14 protein-coding genes and 1 pseudogene are annotated in these 18,192 nt (G+C 55.2%); 2 read left to right on the plus strand and 13 right to left on the minus strand.

Annotation, left to right across the window (positions count from 1 at the left end):
* Positions 1-157: 157 nt before the first annotated feature.
* From wecG to trxA, 12 genes and pseudogenes are all read right to left on the minus strand, one after another.
* A complete protein-coding gene (gene wecG, locus ABFV38_RS21240) occupies positions 158-898 on the minus strand; it encodes a lipopolysaccharide N-acetylmannosaminouronosyltransferase (RefSeq protein WP_348958004.1) in 741 nt (246 codons plus the stop codon).
* Between the two features lie 12 nt (positions 899-910).
* Positions 911-2,263 carry an ECA oligosaccharide polymerase gene (wzyE, locus tag ABFV38_RS21245; protein ID WP_048030792.1) on the minus strand — a complete coding sequence of 451 codons (1,353 nt, stop codon included), beginning with the start codon at positions 2,261-2,263 and terminating at the stop codon, positions 911-913.
* Positions 2,260-3,339 carry a TDP-N-acetylfucosamine:lipid II N-acetylfucosaminyltransferase gene (locus tag ABFV38_RS21250; RefSeq protein WP_111968120.1) on the minus strand — a complete coding sequence of 360 codons (1,080 nt, stop codon included), beginning with the start codon at positions 3,337-3,339 and terminating at the stop codon, positions 2,260-2,262. Before ABFV38_RS21250 ends, wzyE begins: the two co-directional genes overlap by 4 nt.
* Complete coding sequence (gene wzxE / locus ABFV38_RS21255; protein ID WP_348958006.1) at positions 3,336-4,586, minus strand: lipid III flippase WzxE; 1,251 nt, start codon at positions 4,584-4,586, stop codon at positions 3,336-3,338. The genes ABFV38_RS21250 and wzxE overlap by 4 nt, the downstream gene beginning before the upstream one ends.
* 1 nt (position 4,587) lies before the next feature.
* Positions 4,588-5,718, minus strand: a complete 1,131-nt coding sequence (rffA, locus tag ABFV38_RS21260) for a dTDP-4-amino-4,6-dideoxygalactose transaminase (RefSeq protein ID WP_045909238.1) — start codon at positions 5,716-5,718, stop codon at positions 4,588-4,590.
* Between the two features lie 4 nt (positions 5,719-5,722).
* Entirely contained in the window at positions 5,723-6,400 is a 678-nt protein-coding gene (gene rffC, locus ABFV38_RS21265; protein WP_348958007.1) for a dTDP-4-amino-4,6-dideoxy-D-galactose acyltransferase, read from the minus strand.
* On the minus strand, positions 6,397-7,659 hold the full coding sequence (gene wecC, locus ABFV38_RS21270) for a UDP-N-acetyl-D-mannosamine dehydrogenase (protein WP_348958009.1): 1,263 nt from the start codon (positions 7,657-7,659) through the stop codon (positions 6,397-6,399). The genes rffC and wecC overlap by 4 nt, the downstream gene beginning before the upstream one ends.
* Complete coding sequence (wecB, locus tag ABFV38_RS21275; protein WP_063622987.1) at positions 7,656-8,786, minus strand: UDP-N-acetylglucosamine 2-epimerase (non-hydrolyzing); 1,131 nt, start codon at positions 8,784-8,786, stop codon at positions 7,656-7,658. The genes wecC and wecB overlap by 4 nt, the downstream gene beginning before the upstream one ends.
* 56 nt (positions 8,787-8,842) lie before the next feature.
* A complete protein-coding gene (gene wzzE, locus ABFV38_RS21280; protein ID WP_045909242.1) occupies positions 8,843-9,889 on the minus strand; it encodes an ECA polysaccharide chain length modulation protein in 1,047 nt (348 codons plus the stop codon).
* Positions 9,890-9,902: 13 nt separating this feature from the next.
* Positions 9,903-10,996, minus strand: a pseudogene (wecA, locus tag ABFV38_RS21285) (UDP-N-acetylglucosamine--undecaprenyl-phosphate N-acetylglucosaminephosphotransferase).
* 238 nt (positions 10,997-11,234) lie between these two features.
* Positions 11,235-12,494: a transcription termination factor Rho gene (rho, locus tag ABFV38_RS21290; RefSeq protein WP_008501566.1), complete on the minus strand. Its 1,260-nt coding sequence runs from the start codon at positions 12,492-12,494 to the stop codon at positions 11,235-11,237.
* A 345-nt stretch (positions 12,495-12,839) separates the two neighbouring features.
* Positions 12,840-13,169, minus strand: coding sequence for a thioredoxin TrxA (gene trxA / locus ABFV38_RS21295; protein WP_006179218.1), 330 nt, complete (start codon positions 13,167-13,169; stop codon positions 12,840-12,842).
* Between the two features lie 144 nt (positions 13,170-13,313).
* On the opposite strand from trxA, the gene rhlB reads away from it, so the two are divergent.
* Positions 13,314-14,582, plus strand: a complete 1,269-nt coding sequence (gene rhlB / locus ABFV38_RS21300; RefSeq protein WP_021242834.1) for an ATP-dependent RNA helicase RhlB — start codon at positions 13,314-13,316, stop codon at positions 14,580-14,582.
* Positions 14,583-14,588: 6 nt separating this feature from the next.
* A complete protein-coding gene (gppA, locus tag ABFV38_RS21305) occupies positions 14,589-16,073 on the plus strand; it encodes a guanosine-5'-triphosphate,3'-diphosphate diphosphatase (protein ID WP_063622989.1) in 1,485 nt (494 codons plus the stop codon).
* A gap of 51 nt (positions 16,074-16,124) precedes the next feature.
* On the opposite strand, the gene rep is transcribed toward gppA, so the two are convergent.
* Entirely contained in the window at positions 16,125-18,149 is a 2,025-nt protein-coding gene (rep, locus tag ABFV38_RS21310) for a DNA helicase Rep (protein WP_008501569.1), read from the minus strand.
* Positions 18,150-18,192 lie beyond the last annotated feature (43 nt).

The raw sequence follows: 18,192 nt of genomic DNA on the forward strand, positions 1-18,192 counted from the left end.
GGTATTGTTTTTTAGGGGGACTAAAATACGGAGCGAATGGTTTCTTAAAATCTGCCAAATGGCAAACGATGCATTAAAAAAATGAATGCATTGCACAGATTATCAGCAGTTTTGCAGGCGAGTTGCAGCGCGAATAGCATATCGCGCTACATTTTGATTACATTTTTCCGGTGTAATGCCAGACGAGGTAGCGAAGCAGACGGATCTGTCGTTTAATGCGTGTCGGTTGCGATAGCAGACGATACAACCACTCCAGCCCAAGATATTGCCAGACCGTTGGCGCACGCTTAACGTGGCCTGTAAAGACGTCGTACGTACCCCCTACGCCCATGTAGAGGGCATCCGGGCAGACCAGGCGGCAGTCACGCATCAAAATCTCCTGGCGCGGGGACCCCATCGCCACGGTGACAATCTTTGCCCCACTGTCACGAACGCGCTCAAACAGCGTCTGCCGATCTTCCGGTTTGAAGTAACCATCCTGGCTGCCGACAATATTAACATTCCATTGACGACGCAGTTTCTCCTCCGTCTGGGCCAGTATCTCCGGCTTCCCGCCAATCAGGAACACGGGCGTACCCTGCGCGCCTGCGCGGGCCATAAGCTGCTCCCAGAGATCGGCCCCCGCGACGCGGGAAACATTAGCGTCAGGATACTTTTTACGGATAGAGCGGACCACGCTGATCCCGTCCGCGTATTTAAATTCGGCCGCTTCAATCAGGCTTTTGACTTCCGCGTTATCCTCAACCGCCAGCATTTTTTCCGCGTTGATGGCCACCAGCGTACCGGATTTCATCTTGCCGTCGGCGAACAGAAAGTCCAGCGCGTGCTGCATGTCGCGCCAGCCAATAAGCTGCAGGCCACGTAGCGCATAGCGCGGTGCAGAAATTCTATCAGTCATTACTATCCTTACTCAGACTTGCGACAGCGTTGTGCTGCCCTGCCGCTCGCGCTTGTGCACAAGCCCGGCGCTGTCAAACAGCCAGTACAACAGTTTGGCCAATAACAGGCAGACGCCGAAAACAACCATGAAGAACACTACGCGCGAAACGAACGAGTCCAGCCCTTCGCGCGCCAGAACGATCATATTGAAAATGGCACCAAAGCAGAAACTGTGCAAAATGGCCGCTTTATAGCGGTTGGTCTCTTCGTTGCCACGCACGTAAAGCCAGTCGAACCACTTGATGATCAGCCCCACGGCAACCGCCCCGGGCAGAATGAACCATGCCCCGCCCATCACCACCAGGGAACCGATCAGCGTGGGTGAAATTGCCAGACCGGAATGGTTGTTCAGCACTTCCCAGGTAAAATAGTTCGCGGTATTGAGCACCACACCAGGGCGATCCGGCCATAGCCAGGAAGGGATAAAGACGTAGAAGTCGCGAACAATCGGCGCCAGCCCCTGGAAATCAATCTTGTCGTAGTTTTGCAGCAGTAATGCCAGGTTTTCCCACGGCGAGAACGTATCGCGCGTGAGGTAGAGGAACGTATAAAACGCCTCATCACCCGCCACGTTCATTCCGTACCGTTTCAGCGCCAGCCAGAACATCCCCACAATGCCAAACACGCCTGCCGCAACCAACATCCACAGCGAGATCCAGCCGCGGATGATGCCGATAAACAGGAAGATGGCGAAGGCGATGATAATGTTCGCGCGCGTGCCGCCCACAATCATGTAGGTCAGGATGCCAAACGCGACGGTACTCACCAGGAAGAACAGCCACGCTTTGCTGTCCTGGCGCAGGAAGAAGATCACCAGCATCGCCGGGATGAAGAAGTAGAAGAAACGCTTAAGCGCCACGCCCGAAACCTCGGCCGAAAAAATCTGGCTGTAGGAGTGGAGCTTAAACAGCAGGAAGCCGTTATGCATGAAGAAGATGCCGACGCTGACCAGGGCGATGGTCATCAGCATCACCCATGTCAGGTGGGTTTCCACCCTATTCATGGTAAAGAGCGCCCGACGCGGGGCAGCTGTCTGCGCTGAACGCAGACGCGTTTTATAGGTGACGTAGTAGACCGCATAGAAGCAGGTCGCCGCCAGAAGCGCCTGGAGCAGAATGTCCGGCGGCGCGACGCTCACGTCAAAACGGAAGACCAGAATGCTGGTGAGCGGGAAGCCGAAAAAGAACGTCAGCAGGAACAGTAACGAGAAGAAGACGTTAAAGTTGAAGCGCACCCGGCGGAATTCAAACCAGGTGAGCGTGGCGATAAACAGGGCGCTCAGAAGCCAGACAACCAGTAAGCCGCTGAATTGCAACTGACTCATGCTTTGTCTCCTGAAGCGATACGCAGCGCGCGGTGCCACGGCGTGAGATAATTCGGGCTGAAAAAATCGATGCTGTTTTTATCCACCAGCGTGAGCTGACGTTGAGCTTCACGTACCACCTCGACGTTCAGCGTGTCTGAGGTAAACAGCACCGGAATATGCTGCTCGGCCATGTCCTGCCAGAACGGGTTGTCGCGGTTGAGCACGCACGGTACCCCCGCCTGAATCAGCAGACACAGTGTGCCAATTCCCTGCTGTCGGGCAAAGATGAAATAGCCGAGATCGCATTTTCTCAGCAGTGCGAGATATTCCTCAAATTCCAGCTTATCGCTGAGGATATGCAGATTTTCTGCGCTAAACAGCGCCAGTCCCTGCTGGCGAACCTCGTCAATATAGGCGTCGTTGTTGGCGGGATAGCCCATCGGCACCACCACGTTCACCGTGTCGCCAAACTGTTGATGCACCGCCCTGAGCGCCGCGACATGTTCGTTACTGCGATCGCCGGAATTCCCCACCAGGATCGTCAGCTTGCCTTCACGCACCGCGTCATTGGCCATGGCGTTCAGCGCCGGATCCATGCGGGTGGGGAAATAAAGCAACTCGCCGCGCACGTTGGGGTGCTGTTTAGCAAAATAGTTGAGATCGCCGCGGGTAGCAAAAACGCAGCCCACGCGCCCCTGCGCCATGCGGCGCAATGGATAGAAAAGACGGAATTTCCAGCCGCGGGAGACTTCATAAAGATCGGCTCCCCAGATATGCCAGCTGCACTGGGAGGGTTTAATCCCTCCGCTGAGAAGCGCCAGCCACAGGCCGGTGTTAAACTGCCCGTGGAAGAAGAATCGTTGCTCGCGGTCGGCTTTCGCCCTGGCAACGACCGCCTTTGCCAGCGTGGCCTTATCAGGCCAGAAGCGAATCGTCAGCGCCGGAAACGCCTCGCTCAGGCCCTTATCCTGACCTGCAACCATAAACTCACGCGCATCAGGATCCCCCGATGCCAGCTCGTCGTTGAAGAACCGCAAAACGGTCTGGTTATGGTGTGGGATATCCGATCCCAGGATGTGAATCAGTGCAGTCATGCGCGTTTACGCCACAATAAAAATACACCGCAACAGGCGGCGAAATAAACGATATAGGTTGCCATGTAGGCCTGAGCCGCCCCCAGCGCGCCGTGCGCGGGTATCAGCCAGTGCGAGAACGAGGTCAGTAATGCAAACTGGCTAATTTCCGCCAGGATATACAGCCGCAGGGAGGCTTTTGCTATCACCAGATAGCCGAAAACGTAAGCCCCCACTTTCAGTACATCACCCACCAGCTGCCAGGCAAAGAGATCGCGCATGGCGATGAACTTCGCCGAAAACAGCAGCCAGATGGCGACATCGCGCAATAGCCAGACGGTAAAGCTGGCAGCCGCAACAGCCGGCAATACAAAGCGCAGCGACCGGAAAATCTCACGCGTAATATCCTGTCTGGAGGTCAAACGCGATAAGGTTGGCAGCAAATAAACGCTAAAGGAAGCCGTAATAAACTGGAGATAGGCGTCGGAAATACTGCTCACGCCCTGCCAGATCCCCACTTCATCCCAGCTATAATGCGCCGCCAGCAGGTTTCGCATCATCACGTAGGCCACCGGCAGCGTGACGGAGGTGATGAGCGCCATCAGGGTAAATTTACCCAGCTGGCTGACAAGCACTTTATCCCATTGCGGCTTGAGGTAGCTCAGGGGGATGACGCCCCGACGCATCAGCATAAATGCCGCAGGCACAACAACCAGCGCCGGAACCAGCGCCAGCCCCAGCAGTGCGCCTTCATAGCCCCCCAGGCGATAGCAGAAATAATAGGCAATCACGCCGATGACGCTGCCCAGGATCAACGCAAGCGCGTTCCCGGCCGCATCACGAAACCCTTTCATCAGCGCCAGCAGCAGGTTAGCCCAGGCAATCCCCATCTGCACCAATGCGACCAGACGCACCAGCCCCTGATAGTGGGTGTGACCGAATAATCCCTGACTGATGGGCGCCGCCGCCAGCAGAAAGATAATCGCCATCAGGGTCGAAAAACCCGTGACCATCGCCGAGGAGGTGCCCACGACCCTGCGAAGCTGGGCCGCATCATCATGATACTGCGCAACGTATTTGGTCACGCCGTTGAAGATACCGGCACCGGCAAGCACCCCAAGGACGGTGACAAGCTGGCGGAAATTACCCGCTAGCCCCACGCCAGAGGGGCCAAATGAGACAGCAAGCAGCTTGACGACCAGCAGCCCGGCGCCAATTTTTACAAGCGTGGACGCGGCGGTCCACACCGATGCTTTTGCCAGAGACATATCAGCCGAAATAGCTCAGAAGGGTATTAATCACCGTACGCTGGTTAACTGGCGCGAGGTTGTAGAACAGTGGCAGACGAAGCAACCGCTCACTTTCTTTGGTGGTGTAACGGTCTTCACCCGCGAACGTTCCAAACGCTTCGCCCGCCGGGCTGGAGTGCAGCGGAATATAGTGGAACACCGCCATAATTTCGGCTTCTTTCAGCCAGGCGATAAGCTCGCTCCGGTCGTCGTTATCGCGCAGCTTGATGTAGAACATGTGCGCGTTGTGGACGCAATCTGCCGGGATAGTCGGCAGCTCAATACGCCCGGCTTTGGCCAGAGGCTCAAGCGCATCGTAATAGGTTTGCCACAGGGAGAGACGCTGCAGGTTGATGCGATCCGCGGCTTCCAGCTGCGCCCACAGGTACGCGGCCTGCAGATCCGCCATCAGATAGCTGGAGCCAATATCGCGCCAGGTGTATTTGTCGACCTGGCCGCGGAAGAACTGGCTGCGGTTGGTGCCTTTTTCGCGGATCACCTCCGCACGCTCCACGAGCGCCCGATCGTTAATCAGCGTCGCGCCACCTTCTCCGCCTGCCGTGTAGTTTTTGGTTTCGTGGAAGCTAAAGCAGCCGATATGGCCGATGGTGCCCAGCGCGCGTCCCTTGTAGGTCGACATCACACCCTGGGCGGCATCTTCCACCACAAACAGGTTATGTTTTTTGGCGATGGCCATGATGGTGTCCATTTCACAAGCCACGCCCGCGTAGTGAACCGGCACGATCGCGCGCGTTTTGTCGGTGATCGCCGCTTCAATCAGCGTCTCATCAATATTCATGGTATCCGGGCGGATATCCACAAAGACGATTTTCGCCCCGCGCAGGACAAACGCGTTCGCCGTGGAAACGAAGGTGTAGCTCGGCATGATCACTTCATCGCCGGGCTGGATATCCAGCAGCAGCGCGGCCATTTCCAGCGATGCCGTACAGGACGGGGTCAGCAGCACTTTGGCGCTGCGAAAACGCTGTTCCATCCACTGCTGACAGCGACGGGTAAAACCGCCGTCACCGCAGAGTTTGCCGCTGCCCATGGCAGACTGCATATAGTCGAGTTCCGTTCCGACGACGGGTGGTGCGTTAAATGGAATCATCTTGTCACCTGTATAACCAGTAGGCGGTGGCGTCGATGTTGGCACCACTCGCAATATAACGTTTAAGCGCGGCGGTGTTGCCCACCTGGGTCGCCACCCGCAGCGTCTCAACCTGCTGCTGCTGCGCCCAGTGCAGCGCCGCCTGCATGAGCTTCTCACCCATGCCACGCCCGGCTAATAAGCCAATACGCGCCTCGCGCGCGTTGAGCTTGCGAAGCGAGACGAACCCCTGGAGTTGACCGTCCCCTGCGCGGAAAACCAGGCAGACGTGATCAAAGGTGCCTTTAACCGCGTTTTCTATCCACTGGGCATAAAAACGTCCGCTATCGTCAGGTGCATACCAGGGCGTACGAAAGCGACTCTGCGCAAACGCCTGAGCCGCCATCTGACGCAGCACGGGAATATCCTGTTCGGTTGCCATATCCGCATCGGGCGCATCGTGCCGGGTGAGGGTTATGGAAAGGTCTGCCTCACCTTCAACCAGCTGAAAGCCGCGTTGCTGGAGCGCGTCAAGCAGGTCGGTACGGTCCGCCGGGATCTTCGCCTGAATCCGTTGCCAGGCGTTCAAATCTGATTCAGCCAGTACCGGCGCATCATCGCGCAGGCGCACAATGGCCGACGGCAGGCCGAAAAAGGCACTCTCCCACTGCAGGGGCTCGAGTACCCCGTTCAGGCTGTTCAACGCCAGACGCCTTTGGTATCAACCACATACTTCTGACGCACCGCATCACCAGGCGTCGCTTTAAACGCTTTATGATCCACCAGCAGCACCAGTACGTCCGCCGTCGCCAGTGCCTCATCCAGCGCTGTCAGCGTGCAGTGCCCCGCCAGTTTTGCCGGCAGTTCATGAATATTCGGCTCAACCACCAGCGTTTCACCCTTGTGCCATTCGGCAATCATCTGAGCAATTTCCATCGCCGGGCTTTCACGCAGGTCGTCAATATTCGGTTTGAAGGCCAGACCAAAGCAGGCAATTTTCAGCTCTCTGGCGCGCTTGCCGCTCTCTGCCAGACAATCCGCTACCGTGGTTTTGACCTGATTGAGTACCCAGTGAGGTTTGCTGTCATTGACTTCACGCGCGGTGCGAATCAGGCGCGCCTGCGCTGGGTTCTGCGCCACAATAAACCACGGATCGACGGCGATACAGTGTCCACCCACGCCCGGGCCTGGCTGGAGAATGTTGACGCGCGGATGGCGGTTCGCCAGGCTAATCAACTCCCATACGTTAATCCCCTGATCGGCGCAGATCAGCGACAGTTCGTTCGCAAAGGCGATATTGACGTCGCGGAAGCTGTTTTCCGTCAGCTTACACATCTCGGCGGTGCGGGAGTTGGTCACCACGCATTCGCCTTCCAGGAAAATCTTGTACAGCGCGCTGGCGCGTTCGGAACAGACGGGCGTCATACCGCCAATGACGCGGTCGTTTTTAATCAGTTCGACCATGACCTGGCCCGGAAGTACGCGCTCCGGGCAGTAGGCGATATTGATATCTGCCTGCTCCCCCGCCTGCTGTGGGAAGCTTAAATCAGGGCGCGCGTCGGCCAGCCACTGCGCCATCTGCTCGGTAGCGCCGACGGGAGAGGTCGATTCCAGAATCACCAGCGCCCCTTTCTTCAGCACAGGGGCAATGGACTTCGCCGCCGCCTCGACGTAGACCATGTCGGGCTCATGGTCGCCTTTAAAGGGCGTTGGAACGGCAATCAGGTAGGCATCCGCTTCAACGGGCGTCGTGCTGGCACGCAGGAAGCCGCCCTCCACCGCCTCTTTCACTACACGATCCAGATCGGGCTCGACAATATGAATTTCGCCACGGTTAATGGTTTCCACCGCGCGGGCGTTGATATCCACACCGATAACCTGTTTCTGACGAGAGGCAAACGCCGCCGCGGTGGGCAAGCCGATGTAGCCAAGACCAATGACAGAGAGGGTAGTAAAACTCATAGCGATACCTGATTGTGTTTAAGTGCATGCAAAATACGGCCACAAGCCTGCCCGTCTCCATAAGGATTATGGGCCCGGCTCATCGCCTGATACGTTTCATCGTCATGCAGAAGGCGCGTGACTTCTTCGACAATGAGCTGCGCGTTGGTGCCAACCAGACGCACCGTCCCGGCTTTCACCGCTTCCGGACGTTCCGTGGTTTCACGCATCACCAGAACCGGCTTGCCGAGAGAGGGCGCTTCCTCCTGAATGCCGCCGGAATCGGTAAGGATCAGCCAGGCATGGTTCATCAGCCAGACAAACGGCAGGTAGTCCTGAGGTTCAATCAGAAGGACATTTTCAACATGACCCAGGATGCGGTTAACCGGCTCGCTGACGTTAGGATTGAGATGGACCGGATAGACAATCTGCACATCGTCGTTCTGCGCGGCGATTTCAGCCAGCGCGTGACAGATTTGCTCAAAGCCCCGGCCAAAGCTTTCGCGTCGGTGGCCCGTCACCAGTATGGTTTTTTTACCGTTGTGCAGGAAGGGATAGCGGGCAGCGAGTTCTTTCTTAAGATCGTCGTTTGCGAGGACGCGGTCACGTACCCAAATTAACGCATCGATGACCGTATTGCCGGTCACAAAGATTTTGTTATCGGCGATATTTTCACGCAGCAGGTTCTGACGCGAGTTTTCCGTTGGCGCAAAGTGGTACATCGCCAGGTGGCCCGTTAGCGTGCGGTTGGCTTCCTCCGGCCACGGCGAATACAGATTGCCGGTACGCAGACCCGCCTCGACATGCCCCACGGGAATACGTTGATAAAACGCGGCCAGGCTGGTCGCCACGGTCGTGGTGGTATCTCCGTGTACCAGCACCACGTCAGGCTTGAATGACTCCAGGATCGGCTTGAGATCTTGCAGTATGCGACAGGTTATCTCCGTCAACCCTTGCCCCGGTTTCATAATATTAAGGTCGTAATCCGGGACGATGGAAAAGAGCGTTAAGACCTGGTCAAGCATCTCACGGTGCTGGGCCGTGACGCAGACTTTCGCTTCAATATCAGGATCGCTGGCCAGGGCATGAACCAGAGGTGCCATCTTAATGGCCTCCGGCCTGGTGCCAAATACGGTTAGTACTTTCACATCGATTCTCTTCGATTAGGCGATGAAGGCCGCAGCCTTCATCGTAGACGGCATTCTTAGTTTGTGCGACGACGCGTTAACGCCACGCCAGCGCCCGCCAGTGCACCGACAATCCCCCACATGATCATCAGGAATGCACGACGCGGACTGTCGCGTTTTACAGGTTCTTCAGGCGTTCGCAAATAACGATAGGTCTGAAAACGCGGGTCCAGAGAGGGACCGACATTAAGCGTATTGAGCATCGCGCGATTTTGATCGTAATCGAGGTCAACATCAGGACCGACGGCCTGGAGATTTTCCAGGCGTGCCTGCAGCATAGGGCGACCAAGAAGGAACATTTCAGAGTCAGGCAGTTCATCAGCCGGCACGTCCGTCTCACTACGAGAAATATTGTGCTGTTCCGCAATTTTCAGCGCCTGCTCAATGTTGTGTACACGGCGAGTGAAAATCGCTTTAGCCACCTCTTCCTGACGTTTCACCTGGGCTTTCATCTGGATGGTACGGGCCGCCCAGGCGCCTTTAAGCTCTTCGTTAAGATGGCTTGCGGCACGCTGGCTGGCAAACGCGACGTATTGACGCAACAGGTTGTTGGCATCCGGCGCGGTTTCTGCAATCAGCTTGACGCTGTCATTCACGTTACGCAGCGCGTCGCCCGGCATAAACTGAATATTGTTAATCAGATCGTCCAGCAGGGCGGCATCGGCTTTGGTGTTATCAACCCGACGCTGCTTGTAGTAATCCGTCTGGGACCAGAAGTCGCGACGCGTATCCCACGAAGCCAGTTGCATCACAAACTCTTTGTAGGCCTCATCCATAACGGAAACCTGATCTGGCGTGGCAAGGTTGGCTTTGATATCCAGGTTTCGCAGGAATTGCTGCTGGGAATAGTATCCCCCAAGCATGTTAACCGTTGGTTTGTCCGTGATTGCCGTGGCGCTCCATTCCTGTTTTGCAAAGAACGTATAGGCCAGCGCTAACAGTGCAAATCCCAGCGCGATCCCCGCAATCCAAAGTTTGCCTGCCCATAACACGCGAAACAAACCCCGAATATCCAGTTCATTCTCTGTTACCACTGATTTCGCTCCCGCCAACGGTTGAGTCATCATAGTCCCGGTTTTATTTAGTTAATGTTGTGTTTTTGCCACTGTTACGACGCATCCGGCGTTTAATACGTTTTATGAACCGCGCCACTTTCCATGCGCGCTTAATGCAGTAGCCGTACAGGAAAAATGCTAGCAAGAATAATACCAACATGACCCATTCTGGCACAAAATGAGCATACTCCGCGGCAACACCCACTCCCGCAAGGATAGCAGCCGCTACGGTTATCAAAACAAATGCCTGTCTGGAGGTGAATCCAGCTCTCATGATCAAATGATGAATATGCTGTCGGTCGGCTGAGAAGGGACTCATCCCTTTGCGCAAGCGGCGATACATTATCGCAACCATATCCATTAACGGGATAGCGATAATCCACAACGCGGTAACAGGGCTGATAGGATGGACTTGTCCCTGAGTCGTTTCCAGCAAGATCCAGATGACGGTAAACCCAATGAGTGTACTGCCCGCATCACCCTATAGCGACGCCCCAGCGCACCGAGGTTTAACAGGATATAAGGCAGGATGGCGGCAATCATGGCGAAGCACCACATAGCAAGACTATATTGTCCGTCAAACCACAAAATAAAACCGATCGCGGCAAATGAGACGCAGGAGAGTCCCCCCAGCAAGCCATCAATACCATCGACCATGTTGAATGCGTTTATAGCCACCCATACGGCGAAAAGCGTCAGAAAATAACCGAACGGGCCGAGCACCATCTCCCACGAGCCAAAAATATAGCCCAGGCTACTCAAGTAGAGTTTTGCTGAAACCATCATGGCAATGCCAACTGCCGCCTGCACAAAGGCGCGAATTTTAACGCTGATGTCATAACGATCGTCAAGCGCGCCGACGATAACCAGTACCGTTGAACACATCAGGTATAATTTGACATGTGGGACATAGTAGTTAGCAATTGCGAAGGCATAGCAAATACCAGCAAATACTGAGATACCACCCACCAGGGGGATCATACCCTGATGACGTTTCCGGAAGTTGGGTTTATCCACTAACCCCACGTATTTCGCCACCTTACGCGCAATAAACAGAAAACAGGTGGTGAATAAAAAAATACTGGTTAGATCAGTAAACGTATCGAATAGGTTCACAATGGATTCTCAACAAATGTTAGTCTCGGAAGTATAACCATGAAGGCTCATAGCCCGAAGGTAAAAGTAAACCTCTTGTGACCTCATTTGTATATTATTCAAGCTATTAATGTTTTTACTCTACGAATCGTCTTATTGTTACACCTACACGTCAAAATTGGGAGTAGGTGGTACTAGCGTATAGTCCATAAAAGAAAAACGCCACGTAAAAACGTGGCGTTCGCTGGCTTTATTTGCGTTACGAGCGTTTCATCATGTCGAAGAAATCGTCGTTGGTTTTGGTCATCGCCAGTTTGTTAATGAGGAACTCCATCGCGTCGATTTCACCCATTGGATGGATGATTTTGCGCAGGATCCACATTTTCTGCAGCTCTTCCTGAGTGGTGAGCAGCTCTTCTTTACGGGTACCGGAACGGTTGTAGTCGATAGCCGGGAAGACGCGTTTTTCAGCGATCTTACGAGAGAGGTGCAGTTCCATGTTGCCTGTACCTTTAAACTCTTCGTAAATCACTTCGTCCATTTTGGAACCTGTATCGATCAGCGCCGTCGCGATGATGGTCAGGCTGCCGCCCTCTTCCACGTTACGTGCAGCACCGAAGAAGCGTTTCGGACGATGCAGGGCGTTAGCATCCACACCACCGGTCAGCACTTTACCAGACGCTGGCACCACGGTGTTGTAGGCACGCGCCAGACGGGTGATGGAGTCGAGCAGGATGATCACGTCTTTCTTGTGCTCAACCAGGCGTTTTGCCTTCTCGATAACCATTTCCGCAACCTGAACGTGGCGAGATGCTGGCTCATCGAAGGTTGAAGCAACCACTTCACCTTTAACCAGACGCTGCATCTCGGTCACTTCTTCCGGACGTTCGTCAATCAGCAGCACCATCAGCACACAGTCTGGGTGGTTATAGGCGATGCTCTGCGCGATGTTCTGCAGCAGCATGGTTTTACCCGCTTTTGGCGGCGCCACAATCAGACCACGCTGGCCGCGACCAATAGGTGATGCCAGATCCAGAACACGCGCGGTTAAGTCTTCGGTCGAACCGTTACCACGTTCCATGCGCAGGCGAGAGTTCGCGTGCAGCGGCGTTAAGTTCTCAAAGAGGATCTTATTACGCGAGTTTTCAGGTTTGTCGAAGTTAACTTCATTGACTTTCAACAGTGCAAAGTAGCGTTCACCCTCTTTAGGAGGACGAATCTTACCTGAAATGGTGTCACCAGTGCGGAGGTTGAAACGGCGGATTTGGCTGGGGGATACGTAGATGTCGTCAGGGCCGGCGAGGTAGGAGCTGTCTGCAGAGCGGAGGAAACCAAATCCGTCTTGCAATATCTCCAGCACACCGTCGCCAAAGATATCTTCGCCACTCTTAGCGTGCTGCTTTAGGATGGCGAAAATGATGTCCTGCTTGCGCATACGAGCCTGGTTTTCCAGCCCCATATTTTCGCCGAGAGTGATCAGCTCAGAAACCGGCGTATTCTTTAATTCGGTAAGATTCATAATGGTGTGGGTTCTTAAACTCGGGGTGATTCTCGAACTTAATGTTGTGAATGGTATGGCAGGGTCATCCATGCCTGTTTAGCGGCCATCAACTCATGTCTGTTCGCTGTCTGGTCACAGGGAAAGAACGCAGAACTGAAACGACAAGACGGATTGAGTGACAAGCCCGGAATTTAGCCACTTCACGCACTGGATATGTCAACAGCGGGAAGTATCGGGTAAAACAAGATTCAAACAACAAGATATGTTTAAAACGAAGTCATAGCTAACTTAGCACGACTTCAGCCGGGCGTCCAGAGTTCCAGATCATTTAGCCGGGAGCTCTGAACGCGCAGCGGAGAAACCTTACGCCAGGTTAGCGTCCAGGAACTCTTTCAGTTGACCTTTGGACAGCGCGCCCACTTTGGTCGCCGCCACTTCGCCGTTTTTGAACAGCAGCAGGGTCGGAATGCCACGGATACCGTATTTTGGCGCGGTGCCCGGGTTCTGGTCGATGTTCAGCTTGGCAACGGTCAGTTTGCCCTGATATTCGTCGGCGATCTCATCCAGAATCGGGGCGATCATTTTGCAAGGACCACACCATTCAGCCCAGAAATCGACGAGGATCAGCCCGTCAGCCTTAAGTACGTCCGTGTCAAAACTGTCGTCAGTCAGGTGAATAATTTTATCGCTCATATATAACTCCACAGGAATAAGCCTGGTACGTTGGTTTTGTCTCCACCAACGACGTGTTGATGTCGCATTAACCAACTAAAGGTTGACTTTATTTCACCGGATACGCTTTCGTAAAGCAATAGTAAGCTGATATTCTACCACACTATGAGCAAAACACATTTAACAGAACAGAAGTTTTCCGACTTCGCGCTGCACCCGAAGGTGATTGAAGCCCTTGAAAATAAAGGGTTTCATAACTGCACGCCCATTCAGGCCCTCGCGCTGCCGCTGACGCTGGCCGGTCGCGATGTTGCCGGGCAGGCGCAAACCGGTACCGGCAAAACGATGGCGTTTTTAACGTCAACGTTTCATTATTTACTTTCTCACCCAGCGATTGCAGACCGCAAAGTTAACCAGCCGCGCGCGCTAATTATGGCCCCGACGCGAGAACTGGCGGTACAGATCCACGCAGACGCTGAACCCCTGGCGCAGGCTACCGGCCTGAAGCTGGGCCTGGCCTATGGCGGCGACGGCTACGATAAACAGCTGAAAGTGCTGGAAAGCGGTGTGGATATCCTGATCGGTACCACCGGCCGTCTTATCGATTACGCCAAACAGAACCACATTAACCTCGGTGCCATCCAGGTTGTGGTGCTCGATGAAGCTGACCGCATGTACGATCTGGGCTTCATTAAAGACATCCGCTGGCTGTTCCGCCGTATGCCTCCGGCTAATCAGCGCCTGAATATGCTGTTCTCTGCAACCCTCTCCTACCGTGTGCGCGAACTGGCGTTCGAACAGATGAACAACGCCGAGTACGTGGAAGTGGAACCGGAGCAGAAAACGGGTCACCGCATTAAAGAAGAGCTCTTCTATCCTTCGAATGAAGAGAAGATGCGCCTGCTGCAGACGCTGATTGAAGAAGAGTGGCCAGATCGCGCCATTATCTTCGCGAACACCAAACACCGCTGTGAAGACATCTGGGGCCATCTGGCTGCAGACGGCCACCGTGTTGGCCTGTTAACCGGCGATGTCGCGCAGAAAAAACGCCTGCGAATTCTTGAAGAGTTCACCCGTGGCGATCTCGATATTCTGGTCGCCACCGACGTGGCTGCACGTGGTTTACACATTCCAGCCGTAACGCACGTCTTTAACTACGATCTGCCAGACGACTGTGAAGACTACGTACACCGTATCGGTCGTACCGGTCGTGCGGGCGCAAGCGGTCATTCAATTAGCCTTGCGTGTGAAGAGTATGCGCTGAATCTTCCGGCCATTGAGACCTACATCGGTCACTCTATTCCGCAGAGCAAATACAATCCGGAAGCGCTGTTAAGCGAACTGCCGCCGCCTAAGCGTCTAACCCGCCCACGCTCCGGCAATGGACCGCGTCGTTCAGGCGGCGCACCGCGTAATCGTCGTCGTTCAGGTTAAGAAAATATGCTCAGCTCCACCTCGCTTTATGCAGCAATCGATCTCGGTTCGAATAGTTTTCATATGCTGGTTGTGCGCGAGGTGGCAGGAAGCATACAAACGCTGACGCGCATTAAGCGCAAGGTCCGCCTCGCGGCGGGCCTGAGCAGCGACAATCACCTCTCACCTGAAGCCATGGAACGTGGCTGGCAGTGTCTGCGACTCTTTGCCGAGCGTCTGCAGGATATCCCGCATGCCCAAATCACCGTCGTCGCCACCGCGACACTCCGCCTTGCGGTTAACGCCGTGGATTTTATTGCCAGAGCGCAGGAAATTCTCGGTTGCCCGGTTCAGGTTATCAGCGGTGAAGAAGAAGCTCGCCTGATTTATCAGGGGGTTGCACATACCACAGGGGGTGACGATCGCCGCCTGGTGGTGGATATCGGCGGTGCCAGTACCGAGTTGGTGACCGGCACCGGCGCGCAGGCAACCTCGCTGTTCAGCCTGTCGATGGGCTGCGTGACCTGGCTTGAGCGCTATTTTACCGATCGTAATCTGGGTAAAGAGAACTTCGACGAGGCAGAAAATGCGGCGCGCGAGGTGTTACGTCCCGTCATGGACGAGCTGCGCTATCACGGCTGGAAAGTCTGCGTGGGTGCGTCGGGTACCGTGCAGGCCCTGCAGGAAATCATGATGGCGCAGGGAATGGACGAGCGGATTACGCTTGCCAAGCTTCAGCAGCTAAAACAGCGCGCCATTCAGTGTGGACGCCTTGAAGAGCTGGAAATTGAAGGCCTGACGCTCGAACGCGCGCTGGTTTTCCCGAGCGGGCTGGCTATTCTGATCGCTATTTTCACCGAACTGAACATCCAGTGTATGACCCTGGCCGGCGGCGCGCTGCGTGAAGGTCTGGTCTACGGGATGCTGCATCTGTCGGTCGATCAGGACATCCGCAGCCGTACCCTGCGCAACGTGCAGCGTCGTTTTCTGGTTGATATCGATCAGGCAGGACGCGTATCGCAGCTGGCGTCACGCTTCGCCGATCAGGTCGCTAACGTCTGGGATCTTGAACCACTGAGCCGCGATTTACTGCTGAGCGCCTGTGCGCTCCATGAAGTGGGGCTGAGTATTGATTTTAAGCAGGCTCCTGCTCATGCAGCGTATCTGGTGCGCAACCTGGATTTACCGGGCTATACACCCGCACAGAAAAAATTGCTGGCAACGCTGCTGCTGAACCAGACCAATGCCGTTGATCTCTCGTCTTTGCATCAGCAAAACGCCGTACCGCCGCGCGTGGCCGAACATCTGTGCCGCCTGCTGCGTCTGGCGATTCTGTTTGCCAGCCGCCGTCGCGATGATTTGCTGCCTGCGATCGGCCTGGTGGCCGATGACGAAAAACTGTCGCTGACGCTGCCGGAAAACTGGATTGAACGTCACCCGCTTGGGGCAGAGATGATCGAGCAGGAGTGCCAGTGGCAGAGCTATGTGCACTGGGTGCTGGAAGTGAAGTAATACGCTGAACATTACCGGGTGGCGGCTTCGCCTTACCCGGCCTACTCATCATTATCCTTTCTCTTTGGCTTTTGCCAGCATGGCGCGAATGTTCGCCACGTTAGCCTGCCCCTTGTGCATCCGCTCTTCCGCAGTAATTACTTTGCGTTCCTGCTCCCAGATCAGGTCATCCTGCGGCAGTTCCAGCAGGAAACGGCTCGGCTCCGGGCGGACAAGTTCACCATACTGACGGCGCTCTTTACACAGTGTGAACGTCAGCTCTTTCTGCGCGCGGGTGATCCCCACGTAGGCCAGGCGGCGCTCCTCGTCGACGTTGTCTTCATCAATGCTGCTCTGATGCGGTAACAACCCCTCTTCCATACCAACCAGATAGACATACGGGAACTCCAGACCTTTTGACGCGTGCAGCGTCATCAGCTGTACCTGATCGGCCTCTTCTTCGCTCTCGCCACGCTCCATCATGTCGCGCAGGGTAAAGCGGGTGACGACCTGCGTCAGGGTCATCGGCTCGTCGATTTCAGAGCCCTCCAGCATTTCGGTCATCCAGCTGAAGAGCTGGTTAACGTTCTTCATACGCATCTCAGCGGCTTTCGGGCTGGCCGAGGTTTCGTACAGCCAGGACTCATAATCGATGCCGTGAATGAGATCGCGCACCGCCGCCACCGGCTCGCGCTCCGCGAGACGCTGCACTTCGCCGAGCCAGTGGGTGAATCGCGTTAACGAATCATAGCCGCGACCGGTTAACGTCTGGCTTAGCCCCATGTCGAAGCTGGCGGTAAACAGGCTTTTGTTACGCGTCATCGCCCACTCGCCGAGTTTTTGCAGCGTCGCCGGGCCAATCTCGCGTTTTGGCGTATTCACAATACGCAGAAACGCGCTGTCGTCATCCGGGTTAGTGAGCACGCGCAGATAGGCCAGCAGGTCTTTGATCTCTGGCCGTGAGAAGAACGAGGTCCCGCCCGAGATTTTGTACGGAATGCGGTTCTGCATCAGCATCTTTTCAAAGACGCGCGACTGGTGATTCCCGCGATAGAGGATCGCGTAATCCTTATATTCGGTTTTATTGACGAAGTGATGGGCGATCAGTTCACCGGTGACGCGCTCCGCTTCATGCTCTTCATTATTGGCGCTGAGCACTTTCAGCTCCGTCCCGTAGCCCAGCTCGGAGAAGAGACGCTTCTCAAACACGTGCGGGTTATTGGCAATCAGGATGTTTGCGGCCTTCAGGATACGCCCGGAGGAGCGGTAGTTCTGCTCCAGCTTAATCACCTGCAGCGCCGGGAAATCTTTGCTCAGCAGCACCAGGTTTTGCGGACGCGCGCCGCGCCAGGAGTAAATTGACTGGTCATCATCGCCGACCACGGTGAAACGCGCGCGCTGCCCCACCAGCAGCTTCACCAGCTCGTACTGGCTGGTGTTGGTATCCTGATACTCATCCACCAGCAGGTAACGGATTTTGTTCTGCCAGCGCTCGCGAACCTCTTCATTACGCTGCAGCAGCAGCGTCGGCAGCAGGATCAGGTCGTCAAAGTCCAGCACGTTGCACGCTTTCATGTGCGCGTCGTACAGACCATAGCAGTGGGCAAAGATGCGATCCCGTTCGCCTTTGGCGATCGCCGCGGCCTGGGCCGGGGTCATCAGATCGTTTTTCCAGTTTGAGATCGTCGAGATCAGCTGCTGCAATAGCACCTTGTCATCTTCGATCAGCCCCTCGGTGAGCTCTTTGAGCAACGCCACCTGGTCGGTGTCATCAAAGAGGGAGAAGTTGGACTTCATGCCCAGCGCCGCATACTCGCGCTTGATGATATCCAGCCCCAGCGTGTGGAAGGTGGAGATCATCAGGCCCCGGGCCTCTTTGCGCCCCAGCGTCTGACCGACACGCTCTTTCATCTCACGCGCCGCTTTATTGGTAAACGTCACCGCCGCAATGTGCCGGGCCTGATAGCCACAGCCGCGGATCAGGTGCGCAATTTTGTTGGTGATCACGCGGGTTTTACCGGATCCAGCCCCCGCCAGCACCAGACACGGTCCGGTGACAAATTCGACGGCTTGTTGTTGTCCGGGGTTTAAACGCATAAATGATCACTCAATGAAAGTCAGGAGGGGAGAATAACAGCGT

The organism is Enterobacter cloacae complex sp. Mu1197 (genome assembly GCF_040059225.1).
In the GTDB taxonomy this organism is placed as follows: domain Bacteria; phylum Pseudomonadota; class Gammaproteobacteria; order Enterobacterales; family Enterobacteriaceae; genus Enterobacter; species Enterobacter quasiroggenkampii.

What these genes read in the sequence shown, in the direction of transcription:
- wzxE (WP_348958006.1), bottom strand. Translation starts at nt 4,586, where the DNA reads ATGTCTCTGGCAAAAGCATCGGTGTGGACCGCCGCGTCCACGCTTGTA.
- trxA (WP_006179218.1), bottom strand. Translation starts at nt 13,169, where the DNA reads ATGAGCGATAAAATTATTCACCTGACTGACGACAGTTTTGACACGGAC.
- wzyE (WP_048030792.1), bottom strand. Translation starts at nt 2,263, where the DNA reads ATGAGTCAGTTGCAATTCAGCGGCTTACTGGTTGTCTGGCTTCTGAGC.
- gppA (WP_063622989.1), top strand. Translation starts at nt 14,589, where the DNA reads ATGCTCAGCTCCACCTCGCTTTATGCAGCAATCGATCTCGGTTCGAAT.
- rffA (WP_045909238.1), bottom strand. Translation starts at nt 5,718, where the DNA reads ATGATTCCATTTAACGCACCACCCGTCGTCGGAACGGAACTCGACTAT.
- wecC (WP_348958009.1), bottom strand. Translation starts at nt 7,659, where the DNA reads ATGAGTTTTACTACCCTCTCTGTCATTGGTCTTGGCTACATCGGCTTG.
- rep (WP_008501569.1), bottom strand. Translation starts at nt 18,149, where the DNA reads ATGCGTTTAAACCCCGGACAACAACAAGCCGTCGAATTTGTCACCGGA.
- rhlB (WP_021242834.1), top strand. Translation starts at nt 13,314, where the DNA reads ATGAGCAAAACACATTTAACAGAACAGAAGTTTTCCGACTTCGCGCTG.
- rho (WP_008501566.1), bottom strand. Translation starts at nt 12,494, where the DNA reads ATGAATCTTACCGAATTAAAGAATACGCCGGTTTCTGAGCTGATCACT.
- wzzE (WP_045909242.1), bottom strand. Translation starts at nt 9,889, where the DNA reads ATGACTCAACCGTTGGCGGGAGCGAAATCAGTGGTAACAGAGAATGAA.
- wecG (WP_348958004.1), bottom strand. Translation starts at nt 898, where the DNA reads ATGACTGATAGAATTTCTGCACCGCGCTATGCGCTACGTGGCCTGCAG.
- ABFV38_RS21250 (WP_111968120.1), bottom strand. Translation starts at nt 3,339, where the DNA reads ATGACTGCACTGATTCACATCCTGGGATCGGATATCCCACACCATAAC.